The sequence below is a fragment of the Acinetobacter sp. MYb191 genome, from assembly GCF_037572605.1.
GTDB lineage: Bacteria > Pseudomonadota > Gammaproteobacteria > Pseudomonadales > Moraxellaceae > Acinetobacter > Acinetobacter johnsonii.
On record NZ_JBBGZP010000021.1, the window covers coordinates 164,223 to 179,642 of the forward strand.

Annotated in this window: 13 protein-coding genes and 4 pseudogenes; 9 read left to right on the forward strand and 8 right to left on the reverse strand. The window is 38.2% G+C overall.

All coding sequences use genetic code 11. From position 1 onward, the window contains the following. The first annotated feature begins 317 nt into the window (after positions 1–317). Together WH214_RS14435 and WH214_RS14440 are read left to right on the forward strand one after the other, a co-directional pair. Positions 318–635, forward strand: coding sequence for a hypothetical protein (locus WH214_RS14435; protein ID WP_332477361.1), 318 nt, complete (start codon positions 318–320; stop codon positions 633–635). A 153-nt stretch (positions 636–788) separates the two neighbouring features. Further along, the gene (locus tag WH214_RS14440; protein WP_004696885.1) at positions 789–1,253 is read left to right on the forward strand and encodes a MarR family winged helix-turn-helix transcriptional regulator; all 465 of its coding nucleotides are present in this window, start codon (positions 789–791) and stop codon (positions 1,251–1,253) included. A 5-nt stretch (positions 1,254–1,258) separates the two neighbouring features. On the opposite strand, the pseudogene WH214_RS14445 reads toward WH214_RS14440, so the two are convergent. Further along, positions 1,259–1,501: pseudogene (locus WH214_RS14445) on the reverse strand (DUF159 family protein); the annotation flags it as partial. 158 nt (positions 1,502–1,659) lie between these two features. On the opposite strand from WH214_RS14445, the pseudogene WH214_RS14450 reads away from it, so the two are divergent. The 6 genes and pseudogenes from WH214_RS14450 to WH214_RS14475 all read left to right on the forward strand — a co-directional run bounded on the left by WH214_RS14450 (position 1,660) and on the right by WH214_RS14475 (position 7,214). Then, positions 1,660–2,877 (forward strand): annotated as a pseudogene (locus WH214_RS14450) (tyrosine-type recombinase/integrase). A gap of 219 nt (positions 2,878–3,096) precedes the next feature. After that, entirely contained in the window at positions 3,097–4,251 is a 1,155-nt protein-coding gene (locus WH214_RS14455) for a HEPN-associated N-terminal domain-containing protein (RefSeq protein WP_339422671.1), read from the forward strand. A 38-nt stretch (positions 4,252–4,289) separates the two neighbouring features. After that, positions 4,290–4,940 (forward strand): SOS response-associated peptidase family protein, encoded by a 651-nt coding sequence (locus WH214_RS14460; protein ID WP_339422670.1) that lies wholly within the window; start codon positions 4,290–4,292, stop codon positions 4,938–4,940. Between the two features lie 107 nt (positions 4,941–5,047). Next, complete coding sequence (locus WH214_RS14465) at positions 5,048–5,683, forward strand: LexA family protein (RefSeq protein ID WP_339422669.1); 636 nt, start codon at positions 5,048–5,050, stop codon at positions 5,681–5,683. 12 nt (positions 5,684–5,695) lie between these two features. Further along, positions 5,696–6,991: pseudogene (locus WH214_RS14470) on the forward strand (Y-family DNA polymerase). Between the two features lie 4 nt (positions 6,992–6,995). Then, positions 6,996–7,214 (forward strand): hypothetical protein, encoded by a 219-nt coding sequence (locus tag WH214_RS14475; RefSeq protein WP_005324296.1) that lies wholly within the window; start codon positions 6,996–6,998, stop codon positions 7,212–7,214. A gap of 32 nt (positions 7,215–7,246) precedes the next feature. Here the strand turns inward: WH214_RS14475 and WH214_RS14480 are convergent, their stop codons facing one another. Next, positions 7,247–8,431, reverse strand: coding sequence for a hypothetical protein (locus WH214_RS14480; protein WP_339422667.1), 1,185 nt, complete (start codon positions 8,429–8,431; stop codon positions 7,247–7,249). A gap of 521 nt (positions 8,432–8,952) precedes the next feature. Here WH214_RS14480 and WH214_RS14485 point away from each other — a divergent pair. Continuing rightward, positions 8,953–10,803, forward strand: a complete 1,851-nt coding sequence (locus WH214_RS14485) for an AIPR family protein (RefSeq protein ID WP_339422666.1) — start codon at positions 8,953–8,955, stop codon at positions 10,801–10,803. Between the two features lie 745 nt (positions 10,804–11,548). Here the strand turns inward: WH214_RS14485 and WH214_RS14490 are convergent. The 6 genes and pseudogenes from WH214_RS14490 to WH214_RS14515 all read right to left on the reverse strand — a co-directional run bounded on the left by WH214_RS14490 (position 11,549) and on the right by WH214_RS14515 (position 15,413). Continuing rightward, positions 11,549–12,058: a hypothetical protein gene (locus WH214_RS14490; RefSeq protein WP_339422665.1), complete on the reverse strand. Its 510-nt coding sequence runs from the start codon at positions 12,056–12,058 to the stop codon at positions 11,549–11,551. Next, positions 12,058–12,354: a DUF6527 family protein gene (locus WH214_RS14495; RefSeq protein ID WP_058869411.1), complete on the reverse strand. Its 297-nt coding sequence runs from the start codon at positions 12,352–12,354 to the stop codon at positions 12,058–12,060. The genes WH214_RS14490 and WH214_RS14495 overlap by 1 nt, the downstream gene beginning before the upstream one ends. Further along, positions 12,355–12,858, reverse strand: coding sequence for a lysozyme (locus WH214_RS14500; RefSeq protein WP_339422664.1), 504 nt, complete (start codon positions 12,856–12,858; stop codon positions 12,355–12,357). Next, positions 12,845–13,120 carry a hypothetical protein gene (locus tag WH214_RS14505; RefSeq protein ID WP_339422663.1) on the reverse strand — a complete coding sequence of 92 codons (276 nt, stop codon included), beginning with the start codon at positions 13,118–13,120 and terminating at the stop codon, positions 12,845–12,847. Before WH214_RS14505 ends, WH214_RS14500 begins: the two co-directional genes overlap by 14 nt. Before the next feature lie 60 nt (positions 13,121–13,180). Beyond that, positions 13,181–13,411, reverse strand: a pseudogene (locus WH214_RS14510) (hypothetical protein). Continuing rightward, on the reverse strand, positions 13,404–15,413 hold the full coding sequence (locus WH214_RS14515) for a hypothetical protein (protein WP_339422661.1): 2,010 nt from the start codon (positions 15,411–15,413) through the stop codon (positions 13,404–13,406). Before WH214_RS14515 ends, WH214_RS14510 begins: the two are co-directional and overlap by 8 nt. Positions 15,414–15,420: the final 7 nt, after the last annotated feature.

A 15,420-nucleotide genomic window follows, 5' to 3' on the forward strand; every position in this document is an offset into this window, starting at 1 on the left:
TAATGCCAATTATCGCATTCTATAAAGATTAGACGCGGCGGTCATTTTTTAGTTTTTCTAATAAAACACAGCTCAAATAAAATCCAAATAATTGTTTTTATTTAATTATTTATTTTAATAATAGTTAAAAAATATCAATTCACTACAATTATGATTTTAATAAATGACACTTTTTGTTAAAAACACTAGTTCACAAATCCATTTTTTTCACTAAAATGAAACACGACCAGCATTGTTGTAAAAGTGGTCCATTACCCAAACCAAGGATGCGCGGATTGACAATCCGATCAAAGTAATCGAAGACAGGATTCATCGCTATGAACAATGAAAAAGCATTGACCTTCAATAAGACGTCAAAAATGCTTGCCAATACTAGCTATGAAGGCGCATATCTGCATTTAGACTCCTCATTTGATCAGCATCAAGTTAAAGTTGTGGTTTCGCATAATAACCAAAAGTTTGACATGCACTTGCCTATCGTTCTACAGGACGGTGTTCCCATGGCTAAACTCTCTTTAGATTCTCACCAGAATGCTGAAGTCGAAGATGAAGTTGTACAATTTGCACAAAGCATTGTGAGCTTCCATCAAGATAAAGACGGCTACACCCTGTCTCTTCTAAACAGCCACGCTTAACTTTTCTTGATTACTGGTGAAGGCTATCCATTAACAGATTTCCTTTATGATGACAAATCCAGTAATTTTGTATTGATAAGTGTATGAGTGTTCACATAAAATGTGTTCAAATGATCTATAAAATAAAAATACGATTCACGGGGAATCCGTCACATGACCAAAAAGTACAGCAAGTTCCTACCAGGTTCTGAAGATTTTTCTTTAGAAAGTTTTCCATTTTACTGGGTAACGCAAGTACATGCACAGTATGTACTCAATGTCGATCATGCTTTAAAAAAGTATGGTTTAGATAACTCACGCCGTCGTATTTTACTGGCTCTAGACTCAAAGCCACATGCCAGTGTTTCTGATTTATCTGACATGGTGGTCTCTAAAATGTCGACAACCACCAAAATTGTTTATCGTTTAAAAGATGAAGGATTGGTTGAAACTTATTCTTGTGAAGATGATGCACGTATCACCCGTGTTCTTCTCACCGAAAAAGGTGTTGAAATGACCAATAAGATTAATGATCTCACTAGTGTTGTACTTGAGCAATCATTTGAAGGCTTAACACCTTTGCAAATTGAAAAAATGATGGAAAGCTTAAAACACGTTTTTAAAAATTTAGCTCGCTAAACCGTTTAAAAGTCGAAAAAGTTGAGTTGGGGACTCTCTTTTTCGACTTTTATTTTCGGCACATGTGAACATTCAAACTCTTCAACAGGAAAGCCTTGTACAAAGGATTGAATATTCGGTGATTTCCAGCTGAGCCACTCCTCTAAGCGTTCATGTGGAATCACGATCACTGAGCGCTTCACATCACCCGGCTCATGAAACTCCCTCATCATTGGATGGTCTATGGCATCCATATCAAACATTGAAGAAACCTTGACTAACCTTTAATTACTTTTCTTTGTATCTATATGATTTTATTAAATTGATATACTTACTATACATAACCTTGCATGACATGACATTGCTTTTATTTGTGAGTAATATCGTGAGTAACCTTTTTTAAACCATAATGGTTGTTACTCACATCATGTTAAACGATTTAAAAATCAAACAACTAAAAGCCAAGGAAAAGTTATATCGTATCGCTGATCATTCCGGCTTGTGTATTGAAGTACGTCCGACAGGAAAGAAGTATTGGCGCTTCCGTTATCGCTACCTCAACAAACCTCAAATGCTCACAATTGGACAATATCCTGAAATAAGCTTGTCTTATGCTAGATCTAAGGCAATTTAAATAAGAGAACAGCTTGCTAAAAATATCGATCCAGTTGCATTCAAAAAAAACGAACGACTTGAGGCGCTACAGTCTCAAGAAGAAACGTTTAGTTCACTCGCCAAAGAATACTGCAACTATAAAAAGGCTATGAAGTCTGACACTTGGCTTTACGTTCGTGAGCTTTCATATGAAGTCGATATATTTCCACTAATTGGTAACAAACCAATTAAGGATGTAACTTCAGTTGATATTAAAAATATTATGGACAATGCTCACGCACGTGTATTGCGCTCTGGAAAAGGAACTGGTGAAAAGAAAGCAATTTTAGTTCGGCAACATATAGCTGAAGTCATGCAGTATGCCATTATTTCAGACAAATTGGTAAATGACCCAACGTATGCACTGCGCGGCTATATTCAGTCCCCAGAAGCTGAAAACGCCCAGCCTATCAATTCAAAAGACCGCAAAATTATCATGTCAAAAATTGATAATTATCCTGGTGCTATTAGCACAAAGAACGCCTTAAAAACCCTTATCTACACAATGCTCCGATCAATAGAAGTTAGGAGAGCGCTAAAGGAATATATAGACTTTGAAGCACGTACTTGGACCATACCAATTGCATCTAAATCAGAATTAATGGCAGGAAAACGCAATATGAAAAAAAACCGTATTCATATCGTTCCATTATCCGATCAAGTCATTGCAATCTTGAAAGCCCAATTTGCTGCTTATCCCGATAGTCCTTATATCTTTCCTGGAGTAAAACCTAACACCATGATTGCAGCAAATACCATGAATCAATCATTTAGAAATATGGGGTTAAATCATATTACCATGCATGATTTCAGAGCTACTGCATCCACCGATCTTAACGAGGCAAACTATAATTCTAATTGGATTGAATTGCAGCTCGCCCATGTTAAAGGCGACAAAGTTAAAGCCACATATGATCATGCAAAATGGCTTAAAGATCGTGCAAAAATGATGCAAGATTGGGCTAATATTGTAGATAGTTGGAGCATATGAATTATGAAAGTATTAGGCCTAACACTCAGCCAACCAGCTCACACTCTCACCAAAGCAATGGAGATAAAATAATAATTTATAAATTAATCCTAACTATATTGTTGAGCCACGCAATTAAAAGTTTTATATAACCACGACTTTTATTGTTTTTTATCCACTTCTATTGCTCTAAAATAGTTTATTTATAAGCAATAACTATTTCAATTTTAGGGGGGGTGTATGGGGCGGTTTAGTGATCTTGCTATCCAACAAAATGAGGGGCCACAATTAACCTTTCTTGAGAAAACAATATGTGAAAAATGTGTCAAAGATATTTTTCTAGCGAAAATCGTTAGACAAAATGTAATATCAGTACATTGCTCTTATTGCGATCGGAAATATAGAACAAATAAAGCCGCACCTTACGATATTATTATGCAGCATGTATATGACGCTGTTTTAAAATATTATGGTGATGCTCAAGACATTAATCTTCCTTATACAGAAGGTGAATGGCTGCTTGGGTCCACATTAATTGAAGATGTTTTATCTGATTTTGATCCCGGTTGGCCTGATGAGTTTACCTGTGATCTAGCAAGTAGTGCAGATCCTTTTTGGCATTTGGTTGAACATGTCAATTCTAATTGGCTTCAGATTTCAGAGCATGATGCATTACTATACAGTTGGGATACTTTTAAAAAACAGATCTTATATAAAACCAGATATTTATTCTTAAGTGAGCCAACTGACGAGCTTGAAGATCGGCAGATCATTCCAGTTAGATTTATGCTTGATGCTCTAGCAAATGAATGTAAAGGGCTTAAACTAATAAAAAAAATCCCAAAAGATAGCGAATTTTATAGAATACGAAGCCATGGTGAAGAAGATGAGTTCACTGAATTTAGTGAAGTTGGTGTCGCCCCAAAAAGAAATGCATCTTCTGGTAGGATGAATCCCGCTGGTATTCCATACTTTTATATTGCCTCTACATCTGATACTGCGAAAGCAGAGACCATTTCTGATCAAAGATGCTGGACACTAGCCACGTTTAAGCTTAAGGAAGATATTTCTGTTATTGATTTTAGTAAACTTTCCAAAATTCCAAGTAAATTTGAAACACGAAAATATAAGCTTAGACAAAAACTTTTATTTATTCATAGCTTTGTTAAGGATATTTCAACACCAGTTGAAAAAGATGGCATGGAGCATATTGATTATATTCCTACCCAAGTTGTTTCTGAATTCTTTAGATATAGATTTAGCCCTAAGGTGAAAGGTATTAAGTACAAGAGCATTAAAGATCCAAAGGGAATAAATATTGCTGTTTTTGAATCAGATAATGCTGATCTACAAGTAATATTCGATTTAGTCTCAACAGAAAAATTTACGGTGTAGATATTATCTAATATAAAATTTTATCAGAGGTTTTATTTATGTGTGCAAACTTCGAAGCGATCAGAAAGAATCGTGCATTTCTACTAGATCTCCCTGAACCTGATCAGTTGGAGTTTCCTGAGGACATATTCCCGAACTTCCCCTCACCTTTGATCTTTTCCAATGACGGCAAGATCGAATGGCGATCGGTTAATTTTGGGATGATTCCCAAATGGGCAAAGGAAAAGAATTTCGGTAAATACACATACAATGCCCGAACTGAAACCGTCGCCGAGAAACCTAGTTTTAGAGAGGCTTGGCATAAGTCTCAGTTTGGCTTGATCCCTGTCGAAACCATCTTTGAACCAAAATACATTGACGGGAAGTCGCATTGGTATGGCATTGCACGTGAGGATGGCATGCCCTTTACTGTGGCGGCTATATACGAGAATGCTGTCATCGCTGGAGAGCAAATCCGATCGATGAGTATGCTGACCATCAATGCCGATAAACATCCCTTCATGAAGCAATTTCATAAGCCTGATGATGAGAAGCGCTCGATCATCGTAATCCCTGATGAATACCGCGAAGAATGGTTGAATTGCAGCTTTAAAGAGGCGCATGAGTTCTTCTTTGAAATGCAAGATGAGTACATCACCTTCCCTAAATCCCGCTTATCCGAAAATGGTGCTCAACCTAATTTAATTTGAAGGTGCATTGATTATCCACAGCTTTTAAATTTGAAATTTAATTCAGCGCAGACTATCCTAAAAAAAGAGTTCAGTTCCAAACACGCCTCGTAGCGTAGGAGTCAAACATGTCAAAGAAACTACCGATCTATTTCTCGGATGACGTCTGGTCATTCCTTCAAGCACTTATGGGCCCAGATGGTGCTCCCAGTCCTACAGTCAATGCTGTCTTTGAAAAAATACAAAAAGAGCATGAACTAGGTTCTAAGTTTGATCTTAAAGAAATTTCAATTAAAACCCGCCTCGAAATTCCTTCTGCATTGGAACGGTTTTCTGCAGGTCCTGCTTTTGGTACCAAAGACCATATCGATAAGTCGATCGACTTAAATGACTTCCTCATCTTCAATCCAATCTCCACGTTCATGGGACGGGTTGATAGTGAGTCTATGCTTTACGCTGGCTTTGAAATTGATGACCCTTTTCTGGTCGATAAGAGCATTACTGCTCAACATAGAGATATCGTTTTAGCTCTCATCGATGAGCGTGAAATAACGTTAAAGCGGTTAATGATGACCGCTAAGATGTCAAAACAAGAAATCAAAGAAATGTTTGGGGATGAAGACTATGAACTCCCCCCAATTTGGCTAAGAGCTGAAAACCCAGCTTACGAGCACATTATTCCCAAAGACAGCCAGTCTATTTCTATCCAAGGGGTTGTGACCTTCAACCTCAAGCAATTTTATAGACGCTCGACCAGCAAATAAGAAGTATAAAAAATGAAAGCTGAAAATCGTATATTCGCGTTAGTGGACGTGAATAACTGCTACGTCAGTTGTGAGCGTATTTTTAATCCGTCCCTCAATAATCGTCCTGTCATTGTTCTCTCGAGTAATGATGGTTGTGCCGTAGCGCGCTCCCAAGAAGCGAAAGACATTGGTATTAAAATGGGTGTACCGGTATTCCAGATTCAAGACATCATCAAGAAGCATGATGTTCAGGTGTTCTCAAGCAACTTTGCCCTATATGGAGCCATGTCACGTCGTTTTATGACTTTACTGGGTATGTATGTTGCACCAGGAGAGCAAGAGATTTATTAAGTTGATGAATGCTTTTTAGATCTCACCAGCTACGAGCACTTATTTGATTTAACCGACTATGCCCAAGACATTCGCAAAACTGCTTGGCAGTGGCTTACTTTACCCTGCTGCGTAGGTATTGGCCGCTCAAAAACAGAAGCAAAAATTGCCAATCACCTAGCCAAGAAGAATAAGTTTTTTAATGGGGTATGCAATCTGGTCGATATGGACCCATGTTCTACCGAAGCCATGCTTGCACAAATCGATGTTGGTGAGGTTTGGGGTGTTGGACGACAGAACAGTAAAAAGCTCCATGCAATGAATATCCGTACCGTTTTGGATTTGGTTCAAGCGCACCCGGCAGAAATTAAAAAGCAGTTCAGCATTGTCATGGAAAAGACCGTACGCGAATTGAATGGGATCTCATGCATCGATATAGAGAGCGATTCACCTGCTAAAAAGCAAATCATCAGCAGCCAATCTTATGGCCAACCCATTTACGACATTGAAAACATCAAATCTTCAGTGCGCTTATACGTGCAGAGAGCTGTCTCAAGACTTCGTGATGATATGTCCCTATGCAAGATGATTGGAGTATTCATTCAGACAGGTCGCTTTGATAAATGTGCAAAATACACACCTTACGTGATTATGCAGCTGCCCGAGCACTCCGATGATGTTTTAGAGATTACCCGCATAGCGATGCAGGCAATTGATGAGGTATTCAAACCCGGCTTTAAGTATAAAAAGGCAGGCATCATCCTGATGGAGATTATCCCGAAAGCAAAATTCTCCCCTGACCTATTTACCGATTATTCGCTACAGATTAAGCGAGCCAAGCTCTCAGACGCCTTAGATCACATCACCCACAAGTATGGCAGGAACACACTGTCATTGGGCTTATGCGGGCGCAAAGATGAGCACTGGCAAATGAATCAAGAACGAAAGTCCCCGAACTATTTAACCGAATGGAATGAACTCTTTAGAGTGAGATAAGACGATGCATATTTATAAACTTTCAAATGAACAATTGGCACAGATTTTAATCCCGAAACGCTTTGTCCCACCGACTCCTGAAGAGTTCAAAGACAAGAATATGGTCTACGTCTTTGACAGTGAGGATAAGTTTGAACTGACTTATGATGAGTTGGTGGAGATCATTGGTAAAGCTAGACAGGCTGGACCTAGAATGATTCCAGTGCTGGGAACAGTTAATTAAACATAAACAGAATTTCTTATTTAAAATTTAAGTTAATGATTAAGATCCTTTAGACAATCATATAAGTATGAGTCTTTTTTTAATAAGCTTAAGATCATTTGATTACGTTGATTTTTACTTAATTTCATAAGGATGCTTCTGAGATCAGAATTAATTGTATTTTCAGGAGCACCACGCTCACGCGCTTTAACATACCAATCATGACCTAAATTATACTCATGACGCTCCATGTATAAAGCGCCTAATAATGTACAAGGCCTATAATCTTGAGAACTGTGAGTATGTGCTTTTAAGCCCAGATCTATTGCCACATCAGATTTTTTGAGATCCCTTTTCACACCACCCAAAGTTGTGTAATAAGCGGATAAAAGTTTGAAGTTTTTGTTTGAAGCAATTTGTGAATTTTCTAAAAATTTTTCAGCTTCTTGGCTAGCTTTACATTTTCTTAAGTGACTGGATGCATTAATAGCACTCCACTCTGATTTAGTGACTTTAAATTGATTAAGATAAAAGTCGGCTTCAATTCGATGAAATTGTAATTTAACTGTATCTGTGAAGAAATCACGACCATCGGTACTTAACCAAATAGCATCATGATCATCTAATCTCTTTTGAGCCTCTAAAAAGTTTAATACACGAAGTAAATTGCTTCGCAGTTTATGCGCAATTGATTGGTTATAAATTTCATATTTATTAAGTAGAACTTTTTCTTTTTGAAGCGCAATAAACTGAGGATTGTTAGCTAATTGCTCCTTCCTTTCTCGGTCGGATTGCTCTCTTAGCTTTCTTTCTTTAGCCAATCTGGCTTGTTCTTTCACAATTGCAATTTGCTCTATCTCTTTTACTTTCTCTAATCGCAAACTTTCTTGAGCTAGTTGCTCCAAGTATATTAATTTATCTTTGATAGCTTCTTTTTTGTACTGACTAAAAGTAATTTTACCTTCGATAAAATCGTGTAATGCGTGGAGATTTTGACGGATAAGATATGCGCGCTCTTGCAAAGTAAATGCATCATTCCTTTTCATTTTTAGCTTTTGAATTATTTTGTGAAGCAAACTATTAGGAATCACACAGCTCTCGATATGATCCAAAAGATAAAAGGAGGCATCTTTCTTCATGTTATCAATGAACTCTTGATGTTTTAGAGCATCTTCTACTTTTACTTTCCCTCGATAGGTGGGGCGATATTTATTTTGATAAATTATTTTTTTAGCCATTCTAAGAAATCAAAAATCATTACAATTCAGTTAATTATTTATTATATATCATTAAATATGAATTTGAGATAGTGTTTGTCTTAAAACATGCATCCCTTACCCAGATTTTTGGGAGAAAAACTGTGTATTTTTCAAAAAATTGCCGATAATTGCCTTGCAATCGAGCCATGTAAATTGCCGAATCGTGGCTGGTCGTTGAGTCGAGGAAGTTTGACGCGGGATTATTTTTGTTGGGAAGGTATGTTGACTGTGGGTAATGATATTTTATAAAAACAAATACTAGGAATTGAAATCTTTTATTTAAGAAATTTGTGTAAATGGAGGTTTTAAATCTTCTATGACATTAGGAATTATATATTCATTCCAAAAAATAGCTTATTTTTTCACTTTTAACTCGTTATTATTTTTATCCACTCCACAAAATTAGGAAGTTTTAATATTTATTCATTTTTTATAGCTAAACTTTTGTAAATATTTCTGTATGATATTGCTGCTACCTAATACCAACAAGATTAATCAATATGCCTAATCAAACAACAATCAACCATCCAATTATCAGCTCATATGTTCAAAACTTCATTGCTTTAAATGAAATACCTAGTACTGTTGCTATAGATGAACATTTAGTTTTTGAAATGTTTTTGAACTCGTTAGTACTAGAAACTTACACTAATGATGTTAATGCTTCATATGAGGAGATGGAAACAGGAAGAGCTATTGGTATTGATGGCGTAGCAATATTTGTTGCGGATAAACACATAACAAGTATTGAAGATTTTGAGTTAGTTACCGCTGATTTAAAAAAGTTTGAGGTTGATTTTTATTTCACTCAAGCAAAAACTTCAGAGCATTTTGACCGCCAGGATATTAATGACTTCCTTAATGCGGTGATCAAATTTTTTGATTTAGGACGAAATAAGTGTTTAATTCCAGAGCTTTCTAGCTTATGGGACATTGTAAAATATATTTATACTAAGACCCCGAAATTTAAGAAATTTCCAAAACTCCATCTAATTTATGCATCACTATCCTCAACCGAGCCAAACTTAAAAGCTGATATTCATTTAAATGCAGATATTGATCTAGCAAGATCTAATATAACTGGATTAAATATTTTTGATGACGAAGAATTACGAATAGAATTTCTGGGTGTCAAGCAAATAATGGCATTACAGAAAAAGACAACTTCTCAACGAGAAATTGTGATTAATATGTCTAAAACACCTATCTCCTATCCCAAGCATCCCGAGAATAAGATTGAGAATGCTTATTTTGGGCTATTGAGAATTGATCAATTGATTCGAATGATTTCAGATCAAGTAGGCACGAAGCGTGTACTCAAAAAGGGGGTCTTTGATGACAATATTAGATTCTATTTGGGCTCAGGTGAAAAAATAGAAGTCAATCAAGGCATCAAAGATCAATTATTGGGCGATAATTATCATCTTTTTGGATTGCTAAATAATGGGATTACAATAATTTGTGATGAAACTAGACTTAATTCTGAAGAGCTGACGCTAGTTAATTATCAAATTGTAAATGGTTGCCAAACTAGTAATGTTATTTTTGAATTTTTTGATTCATTAGATGATAAACAAGACATTTTCATACCAGCTCGGTTTATTGCAACGGAAGATGAGGATACTAAAAATTCAATCATTAAAGGTACAAATAGCCAGACTTCGCTAACTCCTGCACAATTAATGGCTTTATCCACGATTCAAAAAGCGATTGAAGAATATTATACAACCAAAATACATAACAATAACTTCCCCTTATACTATGAACGTCGAACCGAGCAATATCGCGATGAAGGTATAGCTAAGACTAAAATTATCAACATCCCTACTCAAATTAAGTGCACTTCAGCTTTATTTTGTAATTTACCCCATGAAGTTTCAGGACAATATGGAAAGGTTGAGCGCTCAACTAGAGGTATATTATTTCGTACGGATACAGATCTTTCTTACTTAAATATTTATTATGTAAGTGGGCTTTGTTGGTACAAGGTTGAGCGATTCGTGCAAAATAATGAAGAAGGCAAGAAAGTAAGGCGCGCTAGATGGCATATAATGATGCTATTAAAACTAATGCATTGTAAGAAGAAAGATTTGGACTTACTCTGTTCTAGCAGATCAGAAATCGATCACAGAATGAAAGCAGCAAGTGAAACCCTTGAAAAAATTCTACTAAAAGGTGATGACGTGCTACACCCAATTCTTGTAGATATTTTAAATTTCATCAAAGCTTCACTTTCTTCACATTATGATACAGATATTGAGACATTACTTGATGATCGAAAGATCTTTGAACGTAAAGAAACCTCAACAATATTAATTAATGCTGTTAAAAAGTTTAGAGAGTCTGAGTAGTTTCTTAGCAATATTAAGACGTTCTGGATAATTTGCCAATAACTCTCTTATAGGAAATAAAGCCCTCACTTGAGGGCTTTTTATCGACTTTAGAAATCGCAGCTACATAAAGGCGCGGATTCGTGAATCCTGAAAGGTTGACGTAAAGTTTATTTTAAAGAATTAAACTCATGAATTAAAATAAATTTATTTTTCTTTTTTTAAAATATAATACAATTTAATTCCAATCAAATTTACTAAAAATAATTTGAAAAATATACTTTTAAGGGGGTATAAATGAGAAAATCTCACATCTTTACGCTATTGCTTCTTTTAACAGGGTGTTCCACAGTTGGGTATCAAACAGCCCCTCACAATGGGAAGATTTATTATATTCCTTCCCAGTGCAAACAATACTCATATTCTTATAGCGACCCAGATACTCTTTACTGTTTACATAATGGTGTTTCAACAGGTCAAACAGTTACACCAGCCGATAGTTATCAAATTGAAAGCTATCGAATCCAACAAGAAAATAATCGCCAAGCTTTAAATGATCTTAATGAGAGTTTAAGAAATATGGCCCCAAAGACCACAAATACCAACTGCTATAATTATGGTTACGCAGTAAATTGCAACTCTACAACCTACTAGATTGAGCATCAGTATATCCCTCAATTCACACACTGAACACATACAGTGACATGTACCATTGTTGAAATTGAATGGGCTGTGCAGCCTGATAGCAGGATGCACAGCGCATAATTCACTCAGGCCACACCTCACTCAATCGCCCGACATCAATTGCGTGGCCATCTGCTTTTTCTGCCATACTTCGATATTCTGCTGTGCATGCTTCGAGTAATTCACTGTTGGTAATGGTGTACTCAATGATGGTTTGGCGGGGAGCTGTGGACAGACGTTTGTTTGCTTCACTGAGTTGCTTTGACAACCCACTAGCAGCCAAGTCAGCACTACGAGCGGCAGCATTCGCATCTTGTATTTTTTTAATCGCATTTTGTTCTACCTCAATATATTTATCTGACCAAGCCTTTTCAGTAATCACCTTCTGTTCTTTGGCATTTGTGATTGCATCTTGATAAGGCTTAACTGCCTTATCGACTTCCTGCTGTACCTTGGATTTGCAATCAGCTTTTGCCTTGTTCAAATCACCTGCAAGTGAGTTGGATTGCCATGTTTGAAACATTGCATAAATCAAAAGCAAAATGATTAATGTCCAGCGCTTGTTATTCCAAATCCATAAAAGTAAAGGCATCAGAATTCCTCCACGTCTGGCAGGTCAACTGTTTGCCCAGCTAATCCATGATGGCAGTCAGATAAGAACTGAATTTTTCCATCCGTGACAAATGAATGGCATTGACTAGGGTGTCCTTGATTCACCATTAAGCTTGGGCTAAATGTTGGTTTATCTAAATCACCATTGAAATCCCAACGAACTTTGTGTTTTGGATCAATATGGAATGGATGCAAGGTTTTACATCCTGGGCATTCAATAAAATAAATACCGTTAGACTCAAGAAGCACATTGCTCACTTTTTTAAATTCACTCATCTACTGTGCCCCCATGCATTTCGAGTGGCGCTCAACCTGTCGTGTCCAAACCCCATAGCAATTGTTGGAACGAATAGAACAATCACGGTTGGCCACGTACTTCCACTTCAGTAATGAATCACAAGCTTGCTTATACTTCCCTGCTTTCAAATTGCGAAGCATGGAGGACTGATTCCAATTGGCTTGGCCAAAGTTATAGGTGAAATCGAGATAGACGTCATACTCGACTTGAGATAACTTCACGCCCTGGAGAGACTTTCGAAATGGAATTTCATCTTTGGCCACATGAACTTTCGCCCACTCTTGTGCTGTTTTACGTGTGATGTGTGGATCGGTCATTTTGATCACTTGGCCATTCGGTTTTACTGTTGACCCAATACCCTGAGTCACAACGCCACCAGTATCTTTATAAGGCTTTGCCGAATAGCCTTCGTGTATTTCTAAAGACGTAAAAAAAGCAGCCGAAGCTGCCAGTCCATACGCCAGATATTTAGTTTTTGACATCGCATTCCCCATTTCGTTTGCGCTTTTCAAGTTCGTGAATTTCTTGTTCGCGTTTGTCTTTGCGTTTTTGGAATTGCCGATTGGAAAGGAAGTTCATTAAGCTGATAAGCAAGCCAGCTAAACCAATACCCACACCAATTAAAAAACCCCAATCCCATGTTGCTGCCCAAGACAGAAGCGTTACCCCCGTGCCTGTATATGTTGTTACCTTTCCCGCAATTGCCGCTGAAGTTTCAGCTACCACCGCTGTTGTTTCAGACATTTCGCCCCCTAATTTTTGGCAATAAAAAAGCACCTTTCGGTGCTATATACTTTTCTAAACTTAAACTTCGATTTGAATCACTTCACCCAATGGTGCGAGTCGTGTAATATCACCACCAGATACAAATAAGGTTGCTCCTAAGTTGTAAAATGTTTAGCTGGTGACCAGGTTTAAACCTGACCCACCTACTACCAACACTTTATAGTTGGGGTGATCCACACTGGTAATCGTTCCTACAAACTCTGCAGCTGTAGGAAGTAAATCAATTAAACGCTGTAATGCATTACTCACGATTCACACGCTCCACTTTCACGGTTTGATTGACCAGCGCATGGCTGAACGAAACGCTGACACTATCTACAATGCCCCACCATTCAGCATTAAATGCCAACACCTCTCCTGGTACACATTCACCCACTTCAGGTGAAATCGGCATGCTGTAGGTATGGGTTTCGACCATCCCAGCTTTGGCAAGTTTGGCTTTACCATATGCCCCCATGCTGACATGGTTAAACAATGGATTGTTTTCAGGCTGAAGTAAGGTGTCCGCACTGGTTCCAGTACGTTTTACTTGAGAGACTAATGCTTTACGATCATTGGTCAGCGTGATGCCGTTGTAATCAGGATAGATTTGATAATCCGTGGACTGACTCACCACCGCAGACTCAGGCAACAAGCGATCATATTCAGCGATCGACAACACATCCCAAAAGGTCTTTTTATAAAGCGGTTTAATGGTGAGGGTATTGCTGCCCTTTTCGCTATAGATAAACCCACCGCCACTTTCAACCACCATCTTGATGGCATCCATCGGTGCTAAGTTGGAGTAGCTCAAACATTCACGCTCAACGATCCAGCCCAGCGCATCGATCAACTGCCAATTGAGTTCTGTATCGCTAAACACGCGATCCAGCTCTGCCTGACATAACTGGACAGAGGTTCGATCATTTTCTTGTAAGAATGAACGTAAAGGCGCAGTCGGTGCAGCAAGGAGTGCGGTTTGACTGCGACCAATCAAGGTGTAGGTGTCTTGGGCAAACCTGCGAGAACGTCGGCGGTTCTCAAGCAACATTTGATGCTCGGTACCATTCACTGTAATTTTTAAAATCACAGGTTGGCCATTGATCGGTTCGAGTTTGCCAATCTCAGATGCAGGTACGGTCAAACTATAAGACCAACACCAGCAGCTGCGATCGGTACTGTAATTCCCATCATAAACTTCAATCGCTACGCCATTGTCGAGGCGTGTCACAGATAAACTATTCAATATGTACCACCAATTACGATTTGGTATGCCAGGTATGCAATCGTCTGCACCGAAGTTGAGAACAACATTGTGCACATCCGGCTCATGACACAGGCATACAAACTCAAGATCGCCCGTACCTTCATATTGAGGAATTTCAGGCTCTGGCCATGGTTCAATCGGATGCTTGCGATAATGAATGGCTTTGGCTTTATCCCAAGGGATCTCATCCTGTGTGACCAGCTCTAAGCCTTTGTCCCAATCAAAGCTAAAGCGCTTTTCAAAGACATGCGCGACCTCATGTGAAAATGAGATGTTGCGGCGTTTACGGATCATCTCCTGATGAGTCAGTTCACGGTTCAATCGAAGCTTGATCGATTCATCAAAATACAAATCACGTGCAATCTGGATCTTCAGATTTTCTTGCCAGCGCACACTTTGGTTTCGACTGAGCTTCGCGCCCTGGTCAAGCGCCGCATGGATGGATTCAGATAAAGTTCGTCCACGATGAAATCCCATGTCATTGCCATGGTTCACCACCAATCCACGGTCGTAAAAAAAGGTGTCATTTGACACCCTGAGTACTGGTTTCGCCCATGGTATTTCTGTAGATCCGAGCTGTGTGATTGCACGCTCAAAGACAGTACTGAATCTCAGTTCAACGCCGAGCTGATGGTTGATATCAAACAAGGCCTCAAAGGCGGGATTGAATGACGTATTGATCACTGCATCAAGTGCACAATACGCATTAATCCCCACCACGTTCAGCTCAGGGATAAAACCTGTATTGATGGTGGCTTCAAGCTGCGCAGTTTGCCCTGATACGGCATGAAACTCAGCTTGAAATAAAACCTCAATTTCTACTTCAAGTGCATTGAAATCTAAACGCTGTGCCTGAAACAAAGCCCAAAACGTGGTATCAATCGTGGCTTCTAGTGATGCGAGATTTTGTTCATCCGCACCAAAGTTAAGATCGGTAGAGCCCGTTACAATGTCTTTAAAATTAAGATTTACATGATGTGCATCAGGTGGAATATAGTTCGCCACATGTCCA